At 60.9% G+C, this 23,542-nt stretch carries 17 protein-coding genes and 1 tRNA gene; 12 read left to right on the top strand and 6 right to left on the bottom strand.

What is annotated here, in order from left to right; genetic code table 11:
- Positions 1 to 116 precede the first annotated feature (116 nt).
- Complete coding sequence (locus AC1D1Z_RS16230) at positions 117 to 1,028, top strand: DUF1499 domain-containing protein (RefSeq protein WP_193444396.1); 912 nt, start codon at positions 117 to 119, stop codon at positions 1,026 to 1,028.
- Between the two features lie 393 nt (positions 1,029 to 1,421).
- A complete protein-coding gene (locus AC1D1Z_RS16225; RefSeq protein WP_446967455.1) occupies positions 1,422 to 3,284 on the top strand; it encodes an adenylate/guanylate cyclase domain-containing protein in 1,863 nt (620 codons plus the stop codon).
- Positions 3,285 to 3,626: 342 nt separating this feature from the next.
- Here the strand turns inward: AC1D1Z_RS16225 and AC1D1Z_RS16220 are convergent, their stop codons facing one another.
- The 3 genes from AC1D1Z_RS16220 to AC1D1Z_RS16210 are packed head-to-tail and all read right to left on the bottom strand — an operon-like array spanning position 3,627 to position 6,727.
- Positions 3,627 to 5,351, bottom strand: coding sequence for an SDR family oxidoreductase (locus AC1D1Z_RS16220; RefSeq protein ID WP_477851194.1), 1,725 nt, complete (start codon positions 5,349 to 5,351; stop codon positions 3,627 to 3,629).
- Positions 5,348 to 5,797, bottom strand: coding sequence for a thiol-disulfide oxidoreductase DCC family protein (locus AC1D1Z_RS16215; protein ID WP_447013267.1), 450 nt, complete (start codon positions 5,795 to 5,797; stop codon positions 5,348 to 5,350). Before AC1D1Z_RS16215 ends, AC1D1Z_RS16220 begins: the two co-directional genes overlap by 4 nt.
- A gap of 21 nt (positions 5,798 to 5,818) precedes the next feature.
- Positions 5,819 to 6,727 (bottom strand): MBL fold metallo-hydrolase, encoded by a 909-nt coding sequence (locus AC1D1Z_RS16210; protein ID WP_477851191.1) that lies wholly within the window; start codon positions 6,725 to 6,727, stop codon positions 5,819 to 5,821.
- Positions 6,728 to 6,889: 162 nt separating this feature from the next.
- On the opposite strand from AC1D1Z_RS16210, the gene AC1D1Z_RS16205 reads away from it, so the two are divergent.
- The 7 genes from AC1D1Z_RS16205 to AC1D1Z_RS16175 all read left to right on the top strand — a co-directional run bounded on the left by AC1D1Z_RS16205 (position 6,890) and on the right by AC1D1Z_RS16175 (position 16,196).
- Positions 6,890 to 6,963 (top strand) — tRNA-Gln (locus AC1D1Z_RS16205).
- Between the two features lie 160 nt (positions 6,964 to 7,123).
- Positions 7,124 to 7,447 (top strand): type I restriction-modification system subunit M N-terminal domain-containing protein, encoded by a 324-nt coding sequence (locus AC1D1Z_RS16200; protein WP_477851189.1) that lies wholly within the window; start codon positions 7,124 to 7,126, stop codon positions 7,445 to 7,447.
- A 27-nt stretch (positions 7,448 to 7,474) separates the two neighbouring features.
- The gene (locus tag AC1D1Z_RS16195; RefSeq protein WP_477851187.1) at positions 7,475 to 8,680 is read left to right on the top strand and encodes an N-6 DNA methylase; all 1,206 of its coding nucleotides are present in this window, start codon (positions 7,475 to 7,477) and stop codon (positions 8,678 to 8,680) included.
- Positions 8,677 to 10,008 carry a restriction endonuclease subunit S gene (locus AC1D1Z_RS16190; RefSeq protein ID WP_477851185.1) on the top strand — a complete coding sequence of 444 codons (1,332 nt, stop codon included), beginning with the start codon at positions 8,677 to 8,679 and terminating at the stop codon, positions 10,006 to 10,008. The genes AC1D1Z_RS16195 and AC1D1Z_RS16190 overlap by 4 nt, the downstream gene beginning before the upstream one ends.
- Positions 10,005 to 10,811: a DUF6615 family protein gene (locus AC1D1Z_RS16185; RefSeq protein ID WP_477851183.1), complete on the top strand. Its 807-nt coding sequence runs from the start codon at positions 10,005 to 10,007 to the stop codon at positions 10,809 to 10,811. Before AC1D1Z_RS16190 ends, AC1D1Z_RS16185 begins: the two co-directional genes overlap by 4 nt.
- 41 nt (positions 10,812 to 10,852) lie before the next feature.
- Complete coding sequence (locus AC1D1Z_RS16180; RefSeq protein WP_477851181.1) at positions 10,853 to 12,985, top strand: GmrSD restriction endonuclease domain-containing protein; 2,133 nt, start codon at positions 10,853 to 10,855, stop codon at positions 12,983 to 12,985.
- Positions 12,986 to 13,007: 22 nt separating this feature from the next.
- The gene (locus AC1D1Z_RS16175; protein ID WP_477851178.1) at positions 13,008 to 16,196 is read left to right on the top strand and encodes a type I restriction endonuclease subunit R; all 3,189 of its coding nucleotides are present in this window, start codon (positions 13,008 to 13,010) and stop codon (positions 16,194 to 16,196) included.
- 49 nt (positions 16,197 to 16,245) lie between these two features.
- Here AC1D1Z_RS16175 and AC1D1Z_RS16170 read toward each other — a convergent pair whose 3' ends face one another.
- From AC1D1Z_RS16170 to AC1D1Z_RS16160, 3 genes are all read right to left on the bottom strand, one after another.
- Positions 16,246 to 16,758: a hypothetical protein gene (locus AC1D1Z_RS16170; RefSeq protein ID WP_477851176.1), complete on the bottom strand. Its 513-nt coding sequence runs from the start codon at positions 16,756 to 16,758 to the stop codon at positions 16,246 to 16,248.
- Positions 16,759 to 16,828: 70 nt separating this feature from the next.
- On the bottom strand, positions 16,829 to 17,608 hold the full coding sequence (locus tag AC1D1Z_RS16165) for an SDR family NAD(P)-dependent oxidoreductase (protein ID WP_477851174.1): 780 nt from the start codon (positions 17,606 to 17,608) through the stop codon (positions 16,829 to 16,831).
- A 580-nt stretch (positions 17,609 to 18,188) separates the two neighbouring features.
- The gene (locus AC1D1Z_RS16160; protein ID WP_477851172.1) at positions 18,189 to 18,806 is read right to left on the bottom strand and encodes a TetR/AcrR family transcriptional regulator; all 618 of its coding nucleotides are present in this window, start codon (positions 18,804 to 18,806) and stop codon (positions 18,189 to 18,191) included.
- A 111-nt stretch (positions 18,807 to 18,917) separates the two neighbouring features.
- Here AC1D1Z_RS16160 and AC1D1Z_RS16155 point away from each other — a divergent pair, with 111 nt between their 5' ends.
- From AC1D1Z_RS16155 to AC1D1Z_RS16145, 3 genes are all read left to right on the top strand, one after another.
- Complete coding sequence (locus tag AC1D1Z_RS16155; RefSeq protein WP_477851170.1) at positions 18,918 to 19,604, top strand: PspA/IM30 family protein; 687 nt, start codon at positions 18,918 to 18,920, stop codon at positions 19,602 to 19,604.
- Between the two features lie 49 nt (positions 19,605 to 19,653).
- Positions 19,654 to 19,935, top strand: coding sequence for a YiaA/YiaB family inner membrane protein (locus tag AC1D1Z_RS16150; RefSeq protein WP_170257884.1), 282 nt, complete (start codon positions 19,654 to 19,656; stop codon positions 19,933 to 19,935).
- A 93-nt stretch (positions 19,936 to 20,028) separates the two neighbouring features.
- Positions 20,029 to 23,424 carry an acyl-[ACP]--phospholipid O-acyltransferase gene (locus AC1D1Z_RS16145; protein WP_477851168.1) on the top strand — a complete coding sequence of 1,132 codons (3,396 nt, stop codon included), beginning with the start codon at positions 20,029 to 20,031 and terminating at the stop codon, positions 23,422 to 23,424.
- Positions 23,425 to 23,542 lie beyond the last annotated feature (118 nt).

Genomic DNA, 23,542 nt, shown 5'->3' with positions numbered 1-23,542 from the left:
TAGAGCATGATGTCGTCCGAAAACCGCTTCACACTTTTCGGCATCATGCTCTAAACAGGGGTGAGGCGATTTGCGTGGTCGAACGCGCGGGCGCTGAAGAGCAACCGGTAAGTTTGATGGCCATCCGCTTCGACCGCCCCGTTTCCAACGCCGCCCGCTTTTCGCGGCTGCTCGGGGCGTTTTCCCTGGTGCTGGCGCTGGCTGTGATGATTGCCCACCGCTTCGGCGGCCTCGCCACACCCTATCTGGTGCTGCTGCTGATTGCCGCCGCCGGCGGCGCACTGCTCGCCGCCATGCTGGCAGCACTCGGCCTGCGCAGCCTCTGGATGACGGGGGCCGAAGGCGGGCTGGCGGCGCTGGCGGCTTTGATCTATGCCGCCTTTCCGCTCGGGCTCGGCGCCTATGCCACCGAGCACTATCTGACACTGCCTGATATCTACGACGTCTCCACCGATCCGGTCTCCGCACCCGACTGGCTGTCGCCGCCCTATTCCGACCAGATCTGGCTGAAGCGCAACGCTGATGTGACGCCGGAGGATCGCGAAAAGCAGCTCGCCGCCTATCCCGAACTGACCGGCCGGCGCTATGAGGGCGCGCTCGACCGCGTTCTGGAAGCGGTGCGCAAGGTCGCCAAGATGAGCGGCATTACCATCACGAAGAGTAGTGGCGACACCGAGCCGGGCCGCGATCCCGAGGACAGACCGGTCAAGCCGCCGCCGGCGAGCGACGATGCCGTGGCCGACGCGCCCGATATCGTCCCCGTGCCGACGCCGCGCCCCTATGACGATGATGTCGCCAAGCTGATCCGCGGCGCCACCGGCGTGACGCTGCAGGGCACCACCCGCACGCTGATCCTCGGCCTGCGCTTCGATATCCTCATTCGGCTCCGCGAAGAGGCCGAAACCACCTTCGTCGACATCCGCGTCGCCTCCCGCTACGGCCAACACGACCTCGGCTTCAGCGCCGAAATCGCCGGCGATTTTCTGAAGGCGCTGGATGCTGAATTGCTAGGGATTGCGGGTGGGTGAGCAACGGTGCCGCCGCAGGCGGCAGCAATCGATCCAGTGAATCGATTGCAGTTGCGAACGCCCTGAGCCCAAAGCGAAGGGCCGGGATACGGTGCGGCAAACTCGCGCTATAAGGTAGCAACTGCCACCAAACGCTGGTTCCTCGAGGCGTCAACGGCGCGGCCGAATCTAGCACCGCGCGAACCGTACCCATCGCTATTGCGTCTCGACTGCCATGCGGCCTCAGCCTCACGCACCGTGTGAAAAGACGGAGCTGCGTCACGCTGTCGTAAACCAGTGAAGCAAACGGAAGACCAAGACCCAGCTCCTTGGATTGACTCTGCGGCCGCGCGTGAAACGTGCAGCAAAATCATGTACGGTGTTTAGCGCGGAATTCCTGTTGGGAGCGAAGACATGGAACGCAGATTATCTGCAATCCTGGCCGCCGACGTAGTCGGATACTCCGCACTTATGGAGCAAGACGAAGCGGGCACCTTTGACCGCCTTCGAGCCCGACGCACTGAGCTTTTTGAGCCCGAGATTGCGGGGCATCATGGGCGGGTCTTCAAGCTCATGGGCGACGGCCTCCTCGCGGAGTTCGGCAGCGTGGTCGACGCTGTCGAGTGTGCCGTATCTCTCCAGCGCGGAATGGCGGAGCGCAACGCTTCTGTAGCGGAGGAGGAGAGACTCAACGTCCGCATCGGCATCAACCTCGGCGAAGTGATCATGGACGGCGATGACCGCTATGGCGAAGGTGTGAACGTCGCGGCCAGGCTGGAGCAACTCGCCCCCCCAGGCGGGATCTGTGTTTCAGGCAAGGTGGCGAAGGAAGTCGAGAATAAGCTCGCGTTTGCGTTCGACTCTGCCGGGCAGCGGAAGGTCAAGAACATCGAAGAGCTTGTCGACGTCTACTACGTACGCATCGACGCCTCGCCACGCCGACGCCTTCCGCACAAGCGCGGGATCGGCCGTCCGTGGTGGGCACTCGGAGTCGCGGCAGCCATTGTGGCCGTGGTGGCCGCCTGGATGGCGCTGTACTATCCACTGACAGCGCGCTCCCCTGCAGTCTCCAGTACGATCCCATCCGTCGCCGTGCTTCCTTTCAAGGATCTGAGTGCCGACGAGAGCCTGGGATACTTGGGAGAAGGGGTGGCGAACGACCTCATCGCTATCCTCTCGCGCTTTGCTGATATCGCGGTCGTCTCGCGAACGTCATCGTTTGCGTATGAGGACAAGGAAGGTGACGTCCGCCAGATCGGCAAGGAGTTGGGCGTTGGCTATATCGTCGAAGGCAGCGTGCGCAAGGAAGGCGATAGGGTGCGCATCGTTGCGGAACTCATCGACGCTGAGACGGGGGACCATGTTTGGGCAGACCGCTTCGACAAGGCCGGAATCGACCCATGGGCGCTTCAGGATGAGTTGACCGGCAAGATTGTGGGGGCGATGACGGGCGAATGGGGAGCCATTCGCAAAGCGGACTACAGTCAGGCCTGGGGCAAGGACAGCACCAACCTGGCTGAATACGACTACTACCTGCGCGCCGAAAGCCAATTGAACCTTTTCACGAAGGAAGGTCTCGAGCGATCAGGTGACATCTCGCAACAGGGGCTGCAGGTGTTCCCCGACTCCCCCTTATTGACCGTGGAGTTGGGGTGGTCTCACTGGATGAAGGTTGGGCTGCTTTACAGTTCTGACCCGCAGGCTGATCTTCAGGACGCGGGCCGACTGGCCGACAAGGTCCTCTCAAACAAGAACCTGAGCCCGCAGGTAGCGAGATTGGCACACTGGCTCCGTGCGTGGCTTCTAACGCTCAAGGGGGACCATGATGGGGCTGTTGCGGAAATGAACAAGGCCATTGCGGCAGCACCATACAATGCCTTCACCCTCACCGATGCAGGAAGTATTTTCCTACAGGCCGGTCAACCCGAAAAGGCGTTGGAATTGACCGACTCTGCAGCCGCTCGGGATCCGGGATTGTCCTGGTTCTTTAACTACGTGCGAGGCTTCATCTTCATCGTGCTTGGTAGAAACGAAGACGCAGTTGAGGTGCTGAAGACCACGGAATTTGCCGACGCGCCACTGCAACTCGCCATTGCCTATATGCGTCTTGGTCGCCAGGCAGACGCCCGAGCTGCCGTCGAGAAGATGCTCAAGTCAACGCCGGCTGCGACGATCCAGTCGTGGCGGCAGGCCTGGAACTTCCGAGATCCTTCCATTCTCGATCAAGCCGCCGCAGACCTTGCGCGCGCCGGTCTTCCAAGTGGTCGCGCTCAATAGCCAAACGGATTGATGTTCAGCCTTCGAACGCCCCTACCGTGCCGCCGCAGGCGGCAGCAATCGATCCGAGGAAGGAATGACGGCGAAGCGGAGTGCCGTGTCAGCCCCCCTCTGCCCTGCCGGGCATCTTCCCCACAGGTGGGGAGATTGGCTGGGCGCACCGGCTTCCCCAAACAATGAACGTCCAGAACGGCGAAACGATAGAAGGGCAGGAAGTTCAAGCTACTTGTGATCTCCCCACCTGTGGGGGAGATGCCCGGCAGGGCAGAGGGGGGTATCACGGCGCGCCGGTAAGGTGAGGTAGGGCACACCTCCCAAGGCGGCATCACCCGCAGCCACCGCTCACTCCTCCACCACCAACCACCCCATATACCGCACCACCAGCCCCGTCAGCCGCCCGCCGATCTCCACGTGAAAGTGGAACCGCCCATCGCGCTCCTCCTCATAGGTATCGCCGCGAGGCGCCAGAAACAGCGGCAGCGGAATCCCGCAAAACCGCCAGCCGCGCACGACGAGCCGCAGCTTCTCTCCCTCCGGCACCAGCGCCAACAGCACCCGGAACGGCCCGAAGACTTCGGTGAGCAGATGCCGGTCGCGGCCCTTGCCCTCGACCTGGAAGCTGCGGAAGACCGTGCCGCCGAAATCGCGGGTCCAGATCTCCCTGTCGCCATCGGTTGCGAAGCGCACCGTGACCGGCACTTCCCAGCCCGCTTCGGGAAAGCCGATGAGGCGGGCGACGACCCGCGCCAGCAGCCCGCCGCCGCGCTCGATCCGCGCCCGGCCGGAGGCGACGCGCGCCCCGCCGGCATGCAGGGCTGATATGGCGGGCGGCAGCCGATCCCAGGCGCTGCCGAGAATCCTGTGGTAGAGCGGCAGGGGCGCCTCCTCGTTTTCCATCCGGATGCCCGATGTGATCTGAAAACGCCGGAAGGCCGCTTCGAAATCTGCAAGCCGCAATTCCCCCGCCGCCGGCCGCGCACCGGGCTCCGGCCGCACGCCGGTCAGCAGCCGGCGCACCAGCGCGTCGACGCCGATGATGGGAATGAACGGCCCGTCATCACCTTCGGCAATCAGATGCCAGCCTGAAGTCAGCTTCCGTCCCTCGTGATCGAGACCGCCGACGCGGACGAACATGCCGCCGCGATGTTCGCCGATCGCGAAACGATGGCTGGCGCCTTGCAGCAGCCGCGCAAACGGCAGCAGCGACGGCAGGAGCCGGAGGCGGACAAGCCGTGCCGCAAGGCTGAGCAAGTGCTGCAGCGGCTGCGGCTCGGTGCCGACCCCGGTGAAGCTGGATTTGAGATCGGCAGCACGCGCCGGCAGCAGCGCCAGATCCGGTGCATCCACAAGCAGGAATTTCCGGCTGCGCAGCGGCGTAACCCCCGGTGGCGCCACCGTCACCCGCATCGCATCGATCAGCCCGCGCCCGGCGGCGGGCCGTCCCTCGCGCAGCACGGTGACCTTCCTGCCGGCATAGGTCGCGATCGCCCTCACGACATTGAGCCCGATCCGCACATGCGCCGACGGGGCAATGCCGGCCGCGACACTGTCGATCCGGGAAAAATGCGGCGCCATCGCATCGAGTGCTGCGAAGGAGAGGGCGGGCAGGCTGCTCAGCCCCGAAAGCGCGAAGGTGCCCTTGGCCTTGGCCGCGGCATCGAGCCCACCGATGCCGGCGACGAAGCCGGTGCTGTCGGCGATATCGGCATAATCGATGTCGAGATCGATGCAGGCCTCGGCCACCTTATAGGCATCCTCCCTGAAGGTCTGGAACGGCCCCGAGGCATCGACGACGAGATCGGGCCTCAGTCGCGTCAGCTGTTCGGTGAGATCGCCGTCGCGATCGAAGGCCACTGCCTGCACCATCGCGCCGAGATTGTTGCTTCCCAGGCCCTCGGCACCATCTTTCGGCGTCCGGAGATCCGCAACGAAATCGTCAGCCTTTTCAAGCGAGCGCCCCGCAACCAGCAGCCTGAGCCTGGGTTGATCGCCAAGCAGCCGGGCAAGCCGCCCGCCGAAGGTGCCGTAGCCGCCGATGATGAGCAGTGAAAACCGGTCGGCGCTCATGAGACGAAGCGGCGCCGCTGCTCCGGCGTCGGCACCATGCAGCTTTGCCGCCCGGCAATCTTCAGCCGGTTGCGGGCGATGAATTCATAGAGCGCATCGGCCACCCGCCGCGGCAGCAGCCGGAAGATCCTGACCAGCGAGTAGGGAAAACCGAGGCCCGCCACCATGCGGATCGTGCCGTCGGACTTGAAGAAGCCGCGGCCCTCTTCGATCAGGATATTGGTCTCATAGTCGCGCGCATCGAGCCCGTAATGCCGGTAGAGCGCGGCACCCAGCGGCGACTGCGCCGCGAGGAAGCGGTATCGCTGCTGTTTGTCATGTTTCAGCACGAATTTCACCCAGCCGGAACAGAACACGCATTCGCCATCAAAGACGATCAGCGGCTGGTCATCGGCAAAATCAGGCACATCGGCATCGTCGCGATAGCTGTAAGCGGTGCGCGTCATGGTAATCTCCCCATCTCCCGCTTACAACAGCCGGTAGGTGGCGGCAAGCGAAGGCGGCCCATCGGCCGCAATCTCGCCGCGCTCCATGAGATTCTCGATATGGGCGAGCACGGAAAGGGCGGCCGCCCCATGCAGCTTCGGATCGGTATCGCGATAGATCACCTTCACCATCTCGGCAATCTGAGTGTCGCCCGCCCGCACGCGCGCCAGCACCGCCTGCTCGCGCCTGAGCCGATGCGCCTTCAGCGCCCTGAGGAATCCGGCAGGCTCCGTCACCGGCCCGCCATGGCCGGGCAGCAGCAGCCGGTCCTCACGCGCAATCAGCCGGTCGAGCGATTCCATATAATCCGCCATCGACCCGTCCGGCGGTGCGACGATCGAGGTCGACCAGGCCATGACGTGATCGCCGGAGAAGAGGATGTCGCGGCCCGCAAGCGCGAAAGCGGCATGATTGGCCGTATGCCCCGGCGTCAGCACCGCGCTCAGCGCCCAGCCGTCGCCCGATAGGCTCTCGCCGTCACTGAGCGTTATGTCAGGCACGAAGGATAGATCCGAGCTTTCGGAAAAGGGATTGATCTCGCCCTCCCGCAGCGGCCGCGCCGGCCGATGCGGCCCCTGACCCACCGTCACCGCCCCCGTTGCCGCCTGCAGCCGGCGGGCGAGGGGAGAGTGGTCGCGATGTGTGTGGCTGACGAAGATATGCGTCACCGCGCGGCCGGCAAGCGCTGCCATCAGCGCTTGGAAATGCGCCTCGTCCTCCGGGCCGGGATCGATGACCGCGACGGAGGCGGAGCCGACGATATAGCTGTTGGTGCCGAAAAAGGTGAAAGGCCCGGGATTGTTCGCGGTGATCCGCTCGACCCCTGAAACCACCGGCACGGCTTGCCCATAGGCCGGCTCGAAAGCGAGGTCGAATGCGGGACTGTCCATGAAGGAATGATCTCGGGCCGATGACGTCGCCAATTCCTAGCATGACGGCGGCCGCTACGCAGCGCATAAATCTGCGCCAGGTTAAACTTAGTCATTGTGACAGGCGAAGAGCTTTGCTAATCAGGCGTCGATTTGAGCAAGCGGTTTCCGCTCAAGCTCTGGTGGGGCGTCGCCAAGCGGTAAGGCAACGGTTTTTGGTACCGTCATCCCTGGTTCGAATCCAGGCGCCCCAGCCATTTTCTCTTATATCAAATAAAATCATTACCTAAGGATCGATATGTTGCTGCGGTGGTACACGTGGACAGTACACGGTGGCTAGACAACTGAGGCTTGCCTTTCGCCCTTTACACAGCCTGCCTCACTGCTATCGTCGGCTCAATAATCGGGAGCGCATACGTGGCGAAAGAAAATAATGGTGACCTCAGCTTTACGGCTGAGCTCTTCAAGGCGGCTGACAAACTTAGAGGCAACTTAGAACCCTCGGAATACAAGCATGTAGCGCTTGGCCTCATCTTCCTGAAGTATATTTCCGAGGCCTTCGATGAGCTGCACGGAAAGCTCGAAGCTAACGAATATGCGGATGCGGAAGACCCGGAAGAGTACCTTGCCGAGAACGTCTTCTGGGTGCCCAAGGAGGCACGTTGGAGCTTCCTGCAGGCGAATGCCAAGCGCCCGGAGATTGGCAAGCTGATCGACCAGGCCATGGAGGAGATCGAGTAGGCGCCGTCCAACGAGGGCCTGAAGGGCGTGCTGCCGAAGAACTACGCCCGGCCGACCCTCAACAAGACCATGCTCGGCGAGCTGATCGATCTCTTCTCCAATATCGGGCTGCATGACAGCAAGGATACGGCAAAGGACCTGCTCGGCCGCGTCTACGAATATTTCTTATCCGGTTTCGCCGGCTCCGAAGGCAAGCGTGGCGGCGAGTTTTTCACACCGCGTTCGGTGGTGCGCACGCTGGTCGAGATGCTGGAGCCCTATAAGGGCCGCGTCTATGACCCGTGCTGCGGATCGGGCGGCATGTTCGTGCAATCGGAAAAATTCATCGAGGAGCATGGCGGACGGCGCGATGACATTGCCGTCTATGGTCAGGAGATCAACCACACCACCTGGCGTCTGGCAAAGATGAACCTCGCCGTGCGGGGCATTGACGCCGATATTCGCTGGAACAACGAGGGCAGTTTCCACCGCGACGAGCTGCCGGACCTGAAGGCCGATTTCATCCTCGCCAACCCGCCCTTCAACATTTCCGACTGGGGCGGCGAGCGGCTGGCCGAAGACGCCCGCTGGAAGTTCGGTAATCCGCCCAACGGCAATGCCAACTATGGCTGGCTGCAGCACATCCTCCACCATCTCGCCCCGCGTGGCACGGCTGGCGTAGTGCTGGCCAATGGCTCCATGTCCTCACAGCAATCCGGCGAGGGTGATATCCGCAAGGCGATGATCGACGCGGATCAGGTGGATTGCATGGTGGCCCTGCCGGGCCAGCTCTTCTATTCCACCCAGATTCCTGCCTGCCTCTGGATTCTGGCTCGCGACAAGAGCGCCAATGGCCATCGCGACCGGCGTGGCGAACTCCTTTTCATCGATGCCCGCAAGCTCGGCTTCATGGTAGACCGTGTCCGCCGAGAGTTCACGGCAGAGGATGTCGAGAGAATCACCGGGGTCTATCACCGCTGGCGCTCAAAGCCGGAAACACGGGCGAAGAATGGCTGGACGGATTATGCAGACGAGCCGGGCTTCTGCAAATCGACCGATTTGAAGCTGGTTCGTGAGCATGGCCACGTGCTGACACCGGGCCGGTACGTGGGCGCGGAGGATGCCGAGGATGACGGGATTTCGTTTGCAGAGAAGTTCGAGGGGTTGAGGGAGACCCTGCTTGGGCAGTTTGCTGAAGGCCAAGTGTTAGAGGATCGGATCGAGGCGGCTTTGTCGGGAGTCTCAGATAGATGACTGAATGGCAGCCTATGACCCTACGGCAAGCTGGTGTCGTTTTGATCGACTGCGTGCACGCAACACCTCAGCCTGTCGAGATGGGATATCCCTATGTGGCTATCCCACAGATGAAGGACGGCCACATCGACTTCAACGCGGCCCGGCAAATCTCCGCTACTGACTTCGAGAGTTGGACCAAGAAAGCCCGACCTCGATTTCATGACGTCGTGCTTTCCCGGCGGACCAATCCCGGAGTTACCGCAGTAGCAAGGGATGGCCGCGACTTCGCCTTGGGGCAGAATCTTGTTTTGCTTCGTGCGGACGGGAGGACTGTCCTCCCGCAGTTCCTGCGATGGTTAGCACGCGGTCCGCTCTGGTGGGAACAGATAGAGAAGTTCATGAACGTAGGAGCCGTATTCAACAGCCTACGTTGCGCGGATGTGCCGAAATTCCTGCTGCCGATTCCCCCGAAGGGAGAGCAAGCTCGGATTGCCGCTGTCCTGGATGACCTCGACGACAAGGTCGAACTGAACCGACGGATGAACGAGACGCTGGAGGCGATGGCGCAAGCGATCTTCCGCGACTGGTTCGTGGATTTCGGCCCCACCCGCCGCAAGCTGGTGGGCGCAACCGATCCTGTCGAGATCATCGGCGGCCTCTTGCAGGAAGCCGCGCGGGCGCAAGTCCTTGCCGATCTCTTCCCTGCCAAGCTAGGCGATGACGGTCTGCCGGAGGGGTGGAGTCAGAAAGCTCTGTTGAGCGAGGCTCGGCTAATCTCAGGAGGCACACCCAAAACCGAGAGGCCAGAATACTGGGGCGGAGGTGTCCCATGGGCGAGTGCTAAAGACGTTAGCCAGTGCGGAGAAACATATCTGCTGACAACTGAGCGCAATATTACGGATAATGGACTAGCCAATAGCAGCACAAAGATGGTTCCGAAGCTCTCCACCGTGGTTGTGGCACGCGGGGCGACGACAGGCCGCTTTTGTATGTTTGGCGACGATATGGCGATGAACCAGACTTGCTATGCGTTGAACAGTGCCGCCGGTCGACCTTTTCTTCTCTACAACATGTTCGGGTCGCTCWTCGGGCAATTGGTGCAGGCTGCACATGGATCCGTTTTCGATACCATCACAACCAAGACGCTCGCAACGGGTTCGGTGATTGATGCGGAAGCGGTTGCCGAGGCGTTCGAAGAAACTGCGGCACCGCTCTATCAGGCCATTGAGAATAACTCCCGCCAGAGCCAGACCCTTGCAGCCACCCGCGACCTGCTCCTTCCCAAACTCATGTCCGGAGCAATCCGCCTGACCGAAGCCGAGGGACTGATGGAGGCTGCGCAGTGAGTTGGGCGAACCTAAATCTCTGCCAAACATTTCTCGAATTCGGAGATGCCATTTCCCGGAACCTGGAGCTGGCTTACGGAAGCCATATTTCGTATGGCGAAGAAACAATCACCGAAGGTACCCTCCTACAAATCTGGAGTCGCCATTCCGGTATGGTTGACATCCAGACTTTCTCCAAACCAAGGGAAGCCATGAATGGCGCTGATTGGGAGTGGCACATCATCGGACGAAAATACACGCTAAAAATGCGTGTTCAGGCCAAGCGATTGGCGAAAAATGGACTGCAGATCAAAAGGCTCTACTCGCAGCAGGCCAAAACTGCACCGCATCCTCAAATCGACATGCTGATTGCTGATGCGACATTGCAGGGACTGCTTCCGGTTTACTGTTTTTATAGTGCGGAACCGGCCAGAAGCACCTGGACGGCGGCGTCGATGCCGCCCAACTACCAGGCTGGATGTCTCGTCGGGTTGGCGAGTGACATCAAAGCCCAAGGAAGCAAATATTTCTACTCTCTCGAGCGGGTCACTGTTCCATGGCACTTCTTAGTCTGCGAGAGATTGGCTCAAAGATCTCCGTTTCCAAGTATCGCATTTCTGAACGGGCAAGATGATACGCGCGAAACGGCGCTCAAAACGCGGGAACCCTTTATTGTCAGCACAGAGTCACGGGAATATCCGGACGGAGACCGCGAGTACGATGTTCGTGCTTCACTTGACCTTCCATTAGGCTATCAACCGGTCCCTGTTATTGGCCGGATCTTAATAGATTGCCGACAGCTTGATACAGATCGTCGAGCCTGATCACATGATTTCCCGTTGGATCGCTTCTTTTGTGAGACCCCATGAAAATCAACAGCATTCTGGATAAGATTGACGAGCGGCAACTCTTTGTGCCGGCCTTTCAGCGGGAATATGTCTGGAAGAAGAAGGACGCTAAGCTGCTGATCGACTCCATGATCAAAGGCTATCCAACCGGGACCATTCTGACTTGGGACACCAACCAGCCACCGGAATTGAAGGGCGATCACGTCTATGACCCTCTTCAGGGAGCGATCAAGATTCTTCTCGACGGCCAGCAGCGTGTCACGACGCTTTACATGCTCATCCGGGGCAAACTGCCGCCATACTACACCCTTGAAGAGATTACCGAGGATACCCGCGGGCTTCATATCAACGTCGAGACACGAGAGATCGAGTATTATCAGAAGCGCATGGAGAGCGATCCACGCTGGTTAAATGTTACGGATATATTCAGCCGTGCAAAGCGTGCACGCGATGTGGTTCGGGAACTTGAACAGTCCGGGCGCGAGGTTTCGCGTGAGGATGAAGACAAGATCGATGATGCCTTTTCTGCAGTCCAGGGCATCCTCGATCGAGATTTTCCTGAGCAGAACATTCCGATAAAGGCCTCTCTACGCGAGGCCATCGACATCTTCTACATCGTCAATGCCGGTGGCGTGGCTTTGACGGACGCCGAACTGGCACTGGCCCAGATCTCCGGATACTGGCCTCAGGCCCGCGAGGCTTTCAAGAAAAAGCTCGACGCACTGAAGAAGAACGGCTTCGTCTTCAAGCTCGACTTCATCGTCTATGCCTTGCTCGCCATACTGCATCAGGGCGGCTCGGATATGCGCAAGCTGCATTCCGCTGACAACAACGACGCTATCCGCGAGGTATGGAAAGCACTGGACGGAAAGGTCCTCGACTATGTGGCCAACCTGCTGCGCGGTCACGCATTCGTCGACCATACCGATGAGATCAACTCGATCTACGCCGTCATCCCGATCGTCGCCTATTGCCATCGGATGAACTGCAATCTTAGCCACAACGACATCCAAAAGGTCGTGAAATGGTTCTACTACTCGCAGGTTCGGCGCCGTTACGTGAGCCAGCTTCCGCAAAAGCTGGACCACGATCTGAAGATCGTCGCCACCTCCGACACCCCCTTTGATCGGCTGCTCGACGTCATCCGGGAGGACCGTGGCGGCAACATTGCCATAACCCCTGATGAGTTCGTCGGTAGCGCGATCCAGCACCCGCTCTTCGGGCTCCTGCGCTGGCACTTGAAGAGCCGTGGGGCGAAGTGCCTCACCACCGGTGTCTCCATTCACCAGCCGATGGGCGAGAAGTACAAGCTGGAATACGACCACATCTTTGCCTTCGCCAACCTGAAGGCGGCGGGGTACGGACAGGAGAACAGGCTTCGCTACCAGTTGGCGCAAGAGCTGACCAACCGCGCCATCCTGACCCAGATTGCCAATCGTTCTAAGGGTGCTAAGGAAACGGAAGCCTATCTCTTCGGTGTTGCCCAGAATCAGCCGAATGCGCTTGAGCTGCAGCTTATCCCCGGGGATCAGGAGCTGTGGCGGATCGAGAACTACGATCTGTTCCTCAAGACGCGCCGTAAAACGCTCGCCGACAGCTTGAATGCCTGGCTCGAGGGTTTAGCGGAAACACATGCTGTTGCCGAAGGCATCTCGCTGGAGGACTTGATTGCTGAGGGTGAAAACGACGAAGTCGAGTTCAAGCAAACCCTTCGATGGGACATTAAACAGGGCAATGTGAACAAGGAGCTGGAAGGGGTGATCATGAAGACGATCGCCGCCTTCGCAAATGCCCAAGGCGGCACGCTTTTGATCGGCGTCGCCGACAATGGCGACATTTCCGGCCTGGACAACGACTACAAAGCCCTCAATGGCGCCAACCGTGACAAATTCGAACTGCACCTCAAGACGCTGATTATCAACACGTTTGGTGAGGCTTTTGCCGCGACCAAGGTGAAGCTGTCGTTTCCCGAAATCGAAGAAAAGGAAATCTGCCGCGTCGAGATCCTCTCGGCGAACAAGCCCATTTACATTAAGCTGGCGGACAAGGGCGGGACCGCCCAGGATCGCTTCTATGTCCGCAATGGCAACTCATCACGTGAGATGAGCGGAGACCAAGCCATCACCTACATCAAGGAACGATTCGTCTGAGACGAAYGGCGGGAGAGGCCCCATGGAAGACGTCCTCTATCAGCAAACGTCAGCGTCTCCTTCCGGCTTCTCCGAGGGCCTGGTCGAAGAAGTCGTCATCGCCACCTTTCGTGAACTCGGATACGATTATCAGCCATCGGCAGTTATCTCCCCCGATGGAACTGCTCCGGCCCGTCTTGCATACCGAGACGTGCTGCTCTCTGATGTTCTTGCCGCTGCAGTTGAGCGACTGAATCCGACCATTCCATCCGGTGCTCGCGAGCAGGCGATCCGTCAGCTCTCGATTGCGGATACCCCCTCACTGATTGAGGAGAATCGTCGCATCCATCGGCTGATCACCGAGGGCGTCGATGTCGAATTTGGCATCGGTGATGGGGGGGGTAAGAGTGACAAACTTTGGTTGATCGATTTCGAGCATCCAGAGAAAAACGCCTTCCTCGTGACCAACCAGTTCACAGTCGCTGAAGGCAAGTACACAAGACGGCCGGACGTGATGGTTTTCGTGAACGGGTTGCCGCTCGGCATCATCGAGTTGAAGAATGTGGCGAGCGAGAGCGCCACCGTCGGCCAGGCCTACCAGCAGCTTCAGACTTATAGGAAGCAAATCCCGTCGCTCTTTCGCACCAATGCCGTGATGGTGGCCTCCGATGGCATGTTGGCCCGCATAGGTTCGCTGACGGCAGACGAGGAGCGTTTCATGCCCTGGCGCTCAATCACTGGTGCGGATGGGGATTTCACGCCGCATGGTCCCTATGAAATGGACACGCTATTGCGAGGCGTCTTCGACAAGGAACGATTCCTGGCCCTCATCCGCGACTTCATCGTCTTCGGCGACCAGGGCACGGGTGCCTTCAAGATCATAGCCGGCTATCACCAATTTTACGGCGCCAGGAAAGCGATTGCCAGCGCGATCGACGCGGTCAAGCCGGAGGGCAATCGTAAGATCGGCGTCATTTGGCATACCCAGGGTTCCGGCAAGAGTTTTCTGATGGCATTTCTCGGCGGCTTGATCGTCCGTTCGCGGGAACTTGAGAACCCGACGCTGATAGTGCTGACCGACCGCAATGACCTGGACGATCAGCTCTTCGGGACGTTCAGCCTCTGCCGCGATCTCATCCGCCAGACGCCTGAGCAGGCCGAGAGTCGGGACGATCTGAGGCGGCTGCTGAACCGGGCATCGGGGGGTGTGATCTTCACGACCGTACAGAAGTTCACGCCCGACGCCGGCGAGGAACGGTTTCCTACGCTGACTGATCGCCGCAACGTGATCGTCATGGCAGATGAAGCGCACCGCAGCCAATACGGTTTTGACGCCAAGCTGGACAAGCAAACCGGCAAGCGGCGCTATGGCTACGCCCATTACATACGGGAAGCGCTGCCGAACGCTTCCTTCGTCGGCTTCACCGGAACGCCGATTGAGGCGGAGGATGTCAACACGCCAGCAATCTTCGGCGAATATATCGACATCTACGACATAAGCCGAGCGGTCGAGGACAAGGCGACGGTTCCGATCTACTACGAGAGCCGGCTGGCCCGCATCGAATTGAACGAGGGCGAGAAGCCGAAGATCGATGCCGAGATCGAGGCCATACTCGAAGACGAGACGTTGAGCGAGCAGGAGAAGCAAAAGGCCAAGTGGACAACGGTTGAGCGGCTGGTTGGTTCGAAGAAGCGCCTAGTCCAGATCGCAGCCGATCTCGTCGCTCACCTTGAGCACCGCATCGAGGGCATGAACGGCAAGGCTATGGCGGTTTGTATGAGCCGCCGCATTTGCGTAGATCTCTATAGCGAGATCATTGCGCTCCGGCCTGATTGGCATTCGGACGATGACGACAAAGGTGCAGTCAAGATCGTGATGACGGGCTCTGCCTCCGACCCTCTCGAATGGCAACCGCACATCGGCAACAAGAAGCGGCGGGACGATCTCGCCAAGCGCGCCCGGAAACTTGATGATCCGCTAAAGCTCGTGATCGTGCGTGACATGTGGCTGACCGGTTTCGATGCACCCTGCATGCATACCATGTACATCGACAAGCCGATGCGTGGCCACGGCCTCATGCAGGCGATCGCCCGCGTCAACCGAGTTTTCAAGGACAAGCCGGGCGGGCTGATCGTCGATTATATCGGCATTGCCCAGAACCTGAAGAACGCTCTGGCGCAATACTCCCAGTCCGATCGCGACAAGACCGGTATAGACGAGGAGGAAGCTGTTGCGGTTCTTCTGGAGAAGTATGAGATCGTTCGTGCCATGTTTAACGGCCACGACTACAGCCTCGGTATCGTGGGTCCCCCGCAGCAGCGCCTAAAGGCCCTGGCTGACGGCATCGACTCGATACTGAAGTGGCTGGAGAAAGAAGCCGCCAAAGTCGAGGGCATCGAGGCGAAGAAGAAAGCGCATCGCCGCTACCAGGACGTCGTGCTGGAATTGAGCAAGGCCTATGCCTTGGCTTCTGCAAGCGATGCCGCGGCGGAAATCCGCGACGAGGTCGGCTTCTTCCAGGCGGTACGCGCTGCGCTGGTGAAGACCACTGCCACCGGTAAGATGTCGGATAAGGCGAAGTCACTGGCTGTCGAGCAACTCCTCAATCAGGCGGTCGCCAATGCCGAGATCGTCGACATTCTCAAAGCTGCCGGATTGCAGTCGCCGGACATCTCCGTCCTGTCGGATGAGTTTCTCGCCGACGTGCAGCGCATGGAGAAAAAGAACCTCGCATTGGAAGCGCTGAAGAAGCTGCTAAATGGCGAGATCAAGAGCCGCTCGAAATCCAACATTGTTCAATCTAAGGCATTCTCCAAGCGACTGGAGGATGCGGTGGCCCGCTACCATGCCAACACAATCTCCACCGTCGAAATGATCCAAGAATTGGTCGCGATGGCCAAGGATATGAAAGCTGCCTTGGCTCGCGGCGCAACTTTGGGACTATCTCCCGAAGAAGAGGCCTTTTACGACGCACTGGCTAGTAACGACAGTGCAGTGGAGGCGATGGGCAGTGAACATCTTCGAGTCATAGCCCATGAACTCGTTGAGCAGATGCGCAAGTCCGTGACCGTAGATTGGCAGCACAAGGCGAGCGCTCGCGCGAAGATGCGAGTTCTGGTGAAGCGAATTTTGAAGAAGTTTGGCTATCCGCCTGATCTTGAGCAGGAGGCGGTTCAGACCGTGCTGGCGCAGGCAGAGGTGTTGTTACGGGAGGTTGCAGGGGCGCCTTGATGGCTTTGGCCGAGTAGTGGCTACAGGAAAGTGGCTCGATAGAGTCACCTCAATCATACCGCTCGCGGAGCTTTGGAAACCGCTGCGAAAATGCCTGTCGAGCGGCGCTCCAACCTTCGAGATCGGGTGGGTGTTTTGACTTGACCGTGTTGAGGACATCATATCCCGCTGCCTTCAGTTCCTCTGCTAAGGCCTTTTCTAGTGCCCCGACGATATCTCTAGTTGGCACGTGGAGCTTCATCAGATCAGCTCGGGAAAGACCCTCCCGTTTTTCCACCTCGTCGTACAGCGGGCCGAATGCGACGAGGTCAAAGGAAGCGCAGTCCTCCGCTTTTAGGCCTCGGTCGCTCAGGTGCCTCCTCAAAGCGTTCTGGTTCTTGGCAAAGCCAAGGTGTTGTCCCATCCTTGTGTAAGGAGCTGTCGCGTGCGGGCTAGAGTTGTCGCCTGTCCTACCCACATAGAGCATATCTCCTTGGGGCGTCTCAACAACCCAAACGTAGAGCCAGAAGCCCCGCCGCAGCATTGGCCCCGGCAGCGTGAGTGAGTGCATATGCGCTGTCATAATGTCTCCATTTGATCCCGACCCGGCCTTCACTGCCTCGTCGCCGCCCCCTGGCAAGGCAAGTTGCCTCTTACTTGCGCTCCGCGAACAAACGAACACGAGTCAGTTCGCCAAGCTTCTCCACCAGCGCATCCTGAAACGCACGATCACCAACCTCCGCCGCCGCCTCCCGCCGTTGCCGGTGATACCAATACCCGCCGCTCACCTTGGCCGCACCATCATCGCTCACCGCCAGCCATGTCTGGGTGAGATGCCCCATCTCCAGATCATCGGGCGCGCCGGCGCCGCCCATCTTGGTCGGCACCCAGCCGGGGTCCACCGCGTTGCTGAAAACATCCGGCCAATGGCGGGCGATGGCGGCGGCGAGGGTGGCGATATAGAGCTTGCTTTCCGCATAGGCCTGGCTGGCATTCCACGGTCGCTTCTTCCAGTCGATATCGTCAAGGGTGCTGCTGCCGCTGCGGTGCATGCCGCTGCTGAGATAGATCAGGCGGTCGGGGCGGGTGATCCAGGCGGTGAGCAGATAGGGGGCGAGCACATTCACCGCCAGCGTCTTGGCGTGGCCATCAGGCGTTTCGCCCCGGCTCCTTTCGAGGTAGATGCCAGCATTGTGGATGACGGCGTCCATGCGGCCGATGGCGTTGACCTGCTCGGCAATCGATCGCGTTTCCGTGGCGCTGGCGAGATCGCCGATGACGATGCCGAGGGCGGCGGGCGAAATCTCGGCGAGGGCGGAGGCGCGCTCCCGGGAGCGGGCATGCAGCACGACGTCATGGCCCTCCTTCATCAGGGTGCGGGCGGCGGCAAGGCCGAGGCCATCGGTGGAACCGGTGATGAAGATGCGGCTCATGGGGTGTCCTTTCGCGGTGGCGTGGAGGGCGTCAGTCAAGCAGCTTTCGTTGGGCTGCTCAATGCGGGAGTTGGGGCGTGGGTTCCCGTGCTCCCAGGTGAGGATCCATGGGAATTTACCGATCGGGATATTTCGGGATGTGGAGCAGGGTTGAGGCTAATGAATTTTCCCGCTCGGTAATATCGATGGTGGCGCTTCGCAGATTTACGGCTGCCCCTTCGTGCCCATGCCTGCCCCTCACCCTAACCCTCTCCCCGTAAAAACGGGGCGAGGGGACGTACCTCGCGAGAGGTTAGTGGGGGGGACGGAGAGGTTGCGGCATATCCCCTTCGCCCCGCCTGCGGGGGTCCGAAGGACGGGGCGAGACACGTGGCTCGACCCAGGCAGAGGTGCCGGCAGGCGGATGAGGGGCATTTTTCGCGGTGATTTCAGTGGCTTGACTCCAGTGCCCGCCGGCATCATGGCGGCGGGTGTAGATCCTCGGGTCAAGCCCGAGGATGACGGAGGATGGGGTGGGGCTCGGCGAAAACGGCAACGTCAGCCTGCGCCACTCGACCCCGCCACTTCACCAAACGCCACCTCACACGCCCGCTTCACGCCGCCGCTCCGCCCCCGCCGCGATCGTCTGCACCAGCTCATCCACCTCACGCGCCAGCCGCTCCAGCGGCAAGCCGACGAAGCGGCCTTCGAGGCTGATGCTGACGACGCCATGCACCGCGCCAAACAAGGTGCGGGCGCGGATGGCGCGGTCTTCGGGGGGCATGTCGGGCTGCAGTTCGGCCAGCGGTTCGGCGATCACGTCCATCAGGAAGAGGTGTTCGTTAAGATGCCACTGCGGCGTCGGGCTGGTGTCGGGGGGGAAGTGGTCGAACAGCGCCTTCCAGAGGTTCCGGTGCTCGACGGCGAAGCTGAGATATCCMTGCGCCAGGTTGCGCAGCCGGTCGGTCGGCGGCTTGTCCTTGGTTTCGGGTAGCGTCAGCCTCGCCTCCAGCGCCTTCAGCGTGGCGGAGTTGACGTGGATGACGAGCTCGGCGAGGTCTGAAAAGACCGTGTAGAGGCCGCCGAGCGCGCAGCCGGCATCCTGGGTGATGTCGCGGGCTCTAAGGTTCGTCAGCCCGTCGCGGGCGATCCGCTCGCGCGCCGCCTCGATCAGCCGGGCCTTCAGGTCTTCGCGTTTTTCTTCTCGCCTGCCGGCCATTCACCATTCCACTTCGATTTTTTGAACGACGTTCAAAATTTATCTTGAACGTCGTTCATGATTCTGGCATAACACCTCTCGTGAACAACGTTCATAAACCGGAGGAAGGAAATGTTCAAACTGATTTCCATTTTGTTGCGGGGCAGGGCGCATGATGCCGAACAGGYTTTTGCCGATCGCAACGCCGTGCCGCTGCTTGCCCAGCAGATCCGCGATGCCGCCCAATCGATCCAGTCGGCCCGCCGCAGCGTCGCGGTCGCCATTGCCCAGAACGAGCAGGAGAGGGTGCAGCATGCAGCGATCGTCGCCCGCATCGCCGATCTCGAAAACCGCGCCTCCGCCGCATTGGCGAAGGGCAATGAGGCCCTGGCCCGCGAGGCGGCCGAGGCGATCGCCTATCTCGAAGCCGAGCGCGATGCATCCGAGAAGGCGCAAGGTCAGTTCACCAGCTCCATCGACAAGCTGAAGGCGATCGTCCGCGCCTCCGAGGCGCGGCTGCAGGAGCTGCAGCGCGGCGAGCGGCTGGCCCGTGCCACGCAAGAGGCGCAGAAGCTCGATGTCGTCGTTGCCGGTCCGGACCTTGCGACGCTCGACGATGCCGAGGAGACCCTGGCCCGGCTTCGCCTGCGCCAGAGCCAGAATGAGCTGACGGCCGCAGCCCTGAAAGACATGGAAGGCTCCATCCGCCCGGCCGGCATCATCGAAAAGCTTGCCAATGCCGGCTTTGGGGCGCCGCTGCGCTCATCCGCCGATGATGTGCTGGCGCGGCTGAAGAGCCGCATCACGCCTGCTGCCTGAAATTGCATCCATCCAACCATTCATCCATCGAACCATAGGGACCACTGATATGAACGACAGTTTCCAGAAACATTCCGCCAGCTGGGTCAGCTTCTCCTACATCTCCTTCGGCGCGGCCGCCTTCATGCTGGCGCTCGGCCTCTACATGATGCCGCTCGATCTCTGGGGCAAAGGCTATCTCGCCATGGGCATTCTGATGCTGGTGCAGACCACGGTGAATATCACCAAGACGCTGCGCGACAATGCCGAATCCGAGAAGCTGATCCGCAAGGTCGAGGATGCCCGCACCGAGAAACTGCTGGTCAAGTTCAATCGTAACGATGAAGATTAATCTTCGTTAACCGCACTGCAGAGTTGTTATCGCACTCAACTATTGCGTAACAACTCTGTGGCCTTCTCTGCCTGCCGAAAGAGGAACGAGCCCGTGCAACACAATCTGATGACATCAAGGAAATTCGCGCCGCTGTTCTGGACCCAGTTCCTCACGGCCTTCAACGACAATTTTCTGAAGAACACCCTGGTGTTCCTCATTCTCTTCAAAATGTCGGCGAGCGAGGGTGCCGCGCTGGTGACGCTGGCCGGCGTCATCCTCATCGTGCCCTTCCTGCTGCTCTCGGCGCTCGGCGGCGAACTGGCCGACAAGCATGACAAGGCAAAGATTGCCGAACTCTTGAAACGCTGCGAGATCGCCATTGCCGGGCTTGCGGTCGTCGGTCTGGCATTTTCGTCCATCTTCGTGCTGATGGCAGCACTCTTCGGCTTCGGCGTCGTCTCGGCGCTGTTCGGGCCGATCAAATACGGCATCCTCCCCGATCATCTCGAACGCCGCGACCTGCCGAAGGCCAATGCCTGGATCGAGGGCGGCACCTTCATCGCCATCCTCGCCGGCACGATCATCGCCGCATTCGCCTTCTCCGGCGGCGACAATGTGCTGATCTTCGGCACGATGATGATGGGGCTTTCGGTGCTCTGCTGGCTGGCCAGCCGGATGATCCCGGCCACCGGCTCCAAGGCGCCGGATCTGGAGATCGACCGCAATGTCATCCGCTCCAGCTACACCCTGGTCATGGAAATCCGCGCCGATAAACGCCTGTGGCGTTCGGCGCTGATGAACTGCTGGTTCTGGCTGGTCGGCGCCTTCGTTCTCTCCATCCTGCCGACCATGGTCACCGAGCTGCTCGGCGGCTCCGAGCTGGTCGTGCCGGCCTATCTCACCGTCTTTGCCATAGCCGTCGCTGTCGGCTCGGCGATTGCCGCCTGGATGTCGTCCGGCCGCATCGTGCTGCTGCCGGCCCCTGTCGGCACCGCGCTGCTTGGCCTCTTCAGCCTCGATCTCGCCTGGAACCTCTGGGGTCTGGCTTCGGTGAGCCATGCAACGACCATCGCCACCTTCTTTGCCGGTGAAAATACCATCCGCGTCGCCATCGATCTCGCCGGCATGGCAATCTCTGGCGCCTTCATCGCCGTGCCGACCTTCGCCGCTTTGCAGACCTGGGCGCATGAGGACCGCCGCGCCCGCGTCATCGGGGCCGCCAATGTGCTCTCGGCCCTGTTCATCACCGTCGGCCTCGGCCTCGTTGCCGCCGTCCAGGCGCTCGGCGCCTCCATTCCGCAGATCCTGATCGGCCTTGGCATCATCAATTTTGCTGTCGCCTGGCTGATGCTGAAGACGCTGCCGACCAATCCCTTCCGCGATTTCATCTCGATCCTGTTCCGCGCCTTCATGCGCCTCGAGGTCGAGGGTCTGGAGAATATCAAGAAGGCCGGCCGCGCGCCGATCATCGCGCTGAACCATGTCAGCCTGCTCGATGGCGCGCTGGCGCTCGCCATCACCGAGGAAGAGCCCACCTTTGCCGTCGATTACAAGATCGCCCAGGCCTGGTGGGTGCGGCCCTTCCTGAAGATGTGCAAATTCCTGCCGCTCGACCCGACAAAGCCGATGGCGACACGGTCGCTGATCAAGGTGGTGCAGGACGGCAACCCGATCGGCATCTTCCCCGAGGGCCGCCTGACGGTGACCGGCACGCTGATGAAGGTCTATGATGGCGCCGCCATGGTCGCCGACAAAACCGGCTCGATGGTCGTGCCGGTGAAGATCGACGGGCTGGAGAAGAGCTATCTCTCCTATCTCGATAATGGCAAGATCCGCCGCCGGCTGTTTCCCAAGGTCAAGGTCACCATTCTCGAGCCGGTGAAGCTCGAAGTGCCGCCGGAGTTGAAGGGCCGCAAACGCCGCACGGCGGCAGGCGCCGCGCTTTATCAGGTGATGTCGAACCTGCTGTTCCAGACCGCCGATACCTCGTCGACCGTGCTCGATCGCGTCATTCAGGCCGGCCACGAATTCGGCATGGGCAAACTCGCGGTCGAAGATCCGGTCACCGGCCGGCTGACCTATGGCAAGCTGCTCACAGGCGCTGCCGTGCTCGGCGCAAAATTCCGCGCCCGCTTCCCGGAAACCAATCTCGGCGTCATGCTGCCGAATGCCAATGGCGCCGCCGCCACCCWTCTCGGCGTGATGACGGCGGGCAAGGTGCCGGMGATGCTGAACTTTACCGCCGGTGCCGCCAATATCCTCTCCGCCTGCAAGGCCGCCGAAGTCAGGCATGTGCTGACCTCGCGCGCCTTCGTCACCCAGGCGAAGCTCGGTGCCGTCATCGAGGAGATGGAAAAGCAGGTGACGATCGTGTGGCTCGATGATCTCAGGGCCGAAATCTCACTCAAGGACAAGATTTTCGGGTTTCTCCGGAAGGCGCGGCCGCTGGTCAAACGCCAGCCGGATGATCCGGCCGTCATCCTCTTCACCTCCGGTTCCGAGGGCACGCCGAAGGGCGTGGTGCTCACCCACCGCAACATCCTGTCGAACGCCGCCCAGGCCGCCGCCCGCATCGATTTCCACAGCGGCGACAAGGTGTTCAACATCCTGCCGGTGTTCCATTCCTTCGGGCTGACGGCCGGCACGGTGCTGCCGCTGATCTCGGGCGTGCCGGTCTATTTCTATCCGTCGCCGCTGCATTACCGCATCGTGCCGGAACTGATCTATGTCTCCAACGCCACGATCATCTTCGGCACCGATACCTTCCTCAATGGCTACAGCAGGACGGCGCATCCTTACGACTTCCGCTCGATCCGCTACATCTTCTCCGGCGCCGAGCCGGTGAAGGCCTCGACGCGCCAGACCTATATGGAAAAATTCGGCCTGCGCATCCTCGAAGGTTACGGCGTCACCGAGACCGCGCCGGTCATTTCGATCAACACGCCGATGTACAACAAGTCGGGCACGGTCGGCAAAATCCTGCCGGGCATGGAATGGAAGCTTGAACCGGTGCCCGGCATCGATGAGGGCGGCAGGCTGCATGTGCGCGGCGCCAATGTCATGGCCGGTTACCTCCGCGCCGAAAAGCCCGGCGTGCTCGAGCCGCTGGTCGATGGCTGGCACGACACCGGCGACATCGTCACCATCGATGAGGATGGCTTCGTCAAGATCCGCGGCCGCGCCAAACGCTTCGCCAAGATCGGCGGCGAAATGATCTCGCTCGCCGCCGTCGAGACGCTCGCCGCCGAGCTCTGGCCGGGCGCCCTGTCGGTCGTCTCCTCGCTGCCCGACGCCAAGAAGGGCGAGCGGCTGGTGTTGCTCACCGACGCCCCCACCGCCACCCGCGCCGAATTCCTCGCCTTCGCCAAATCCAAGGGCGCCATGGACATGATGGTCCCGGCCGAAGTCAATATCGGCAAGGTACCGGTGCTGGGGTCGGGCAAGGTGGATTTCGTCGCGGCGCGGAAGCTGGCGGAAACGGCGGCGCAGGGGGTGGAGGCGGCGTGAGGGCGGGGCCCTCGGCCTAGGAGATCGCGATTGCCCCTCACCCTAACCCTCTCCCCGCTTGCGGGGCGAGGGGACGTGCCCTGCGAGAGGCTGTGGGGAACCGAGAGGTCGCGGCATG

Source organism: Rhizobium sp. P1_E1 (genome assembly GCF_056406015.1).
This window is presented reverse-complemented; position numbering and strand designations above follow the sequence as displayed.

Bases quoted from the DNA above. Each gene is read 5' to 3' on its own strand.
- AC1D1Z_RS16230 (WP_193444396.1), top strand. From the start codon at position 117: ATGGCCATCCGCTTCGACCGCCCCGTTTCCAACGCCGCCCGCTTTTCG.
- AC1D1Z_RS16225 (WP_446967455.1), top strand. From the start codon at position 1,422: ATGGAACGCAGATTATCTGCAATCCTGGCCGCCGACGTAGTCGGATAC.
- AC1D1Z_RS16220 (WP_477851194.1), bottom strand. From the start codon at position 5,351: ATGAGCGCCGACCGGTTTTCACTGCTCATCATCGGCGGCTACGGCACC.
- AC1D1Z_RS16215 (WP_447013267.1), bottom strand. From the start codon at position 5,797: ATGACGCGCACCGCTTACAGCTATCGCGACGATGCCGATGTGCCTGAT.
- AC1D1Z_RS16210 (WP_477851191.1), bottom strand. From the start codon at position 6,727: ATGGACAGTCCCGCATTCGACCTCGCTTTCGAGCCGGCCTATGGGCAA.
- AC1D1Z_RS16180 (WP_477851181.1), top strand. From the start codon at position 10,853: ATGAAAATCAACAGCATTCTGGATAAGATTGACGAGCGGCAACTCTTT.
- AC1D1Z_RS16175 (WP_477851178.1), top strand. From the start codon at position 13,008: ATGGAAGACGTCCTCTATCAGCAAACGTCAGCGTCTCCTTCCGGCTTC.
- AC1D1Z_RS16170 (WP_477851176.1), bottom strand. From the start codon at position 16,758: ATGACAGCGCATATGCACTCACTCACGCTGCCGGGGCCAATGCTGCGG.
- AC1D1Z_RS16165 (WP_477851174.1), bottom strand. From the start codon at position 17,608: ATGAGCCGCATCTTCATCACCGGTTCCACCGATGGCCTCGGCCTTGCC.
- AC1D1Z_RS16150 (WP_170257884.1), top strand. From the start codon at position 19,654: ATGAACGACAGTTTCCAGAAACATTCCGCCAGCTGGGTCAGCTTCTCC.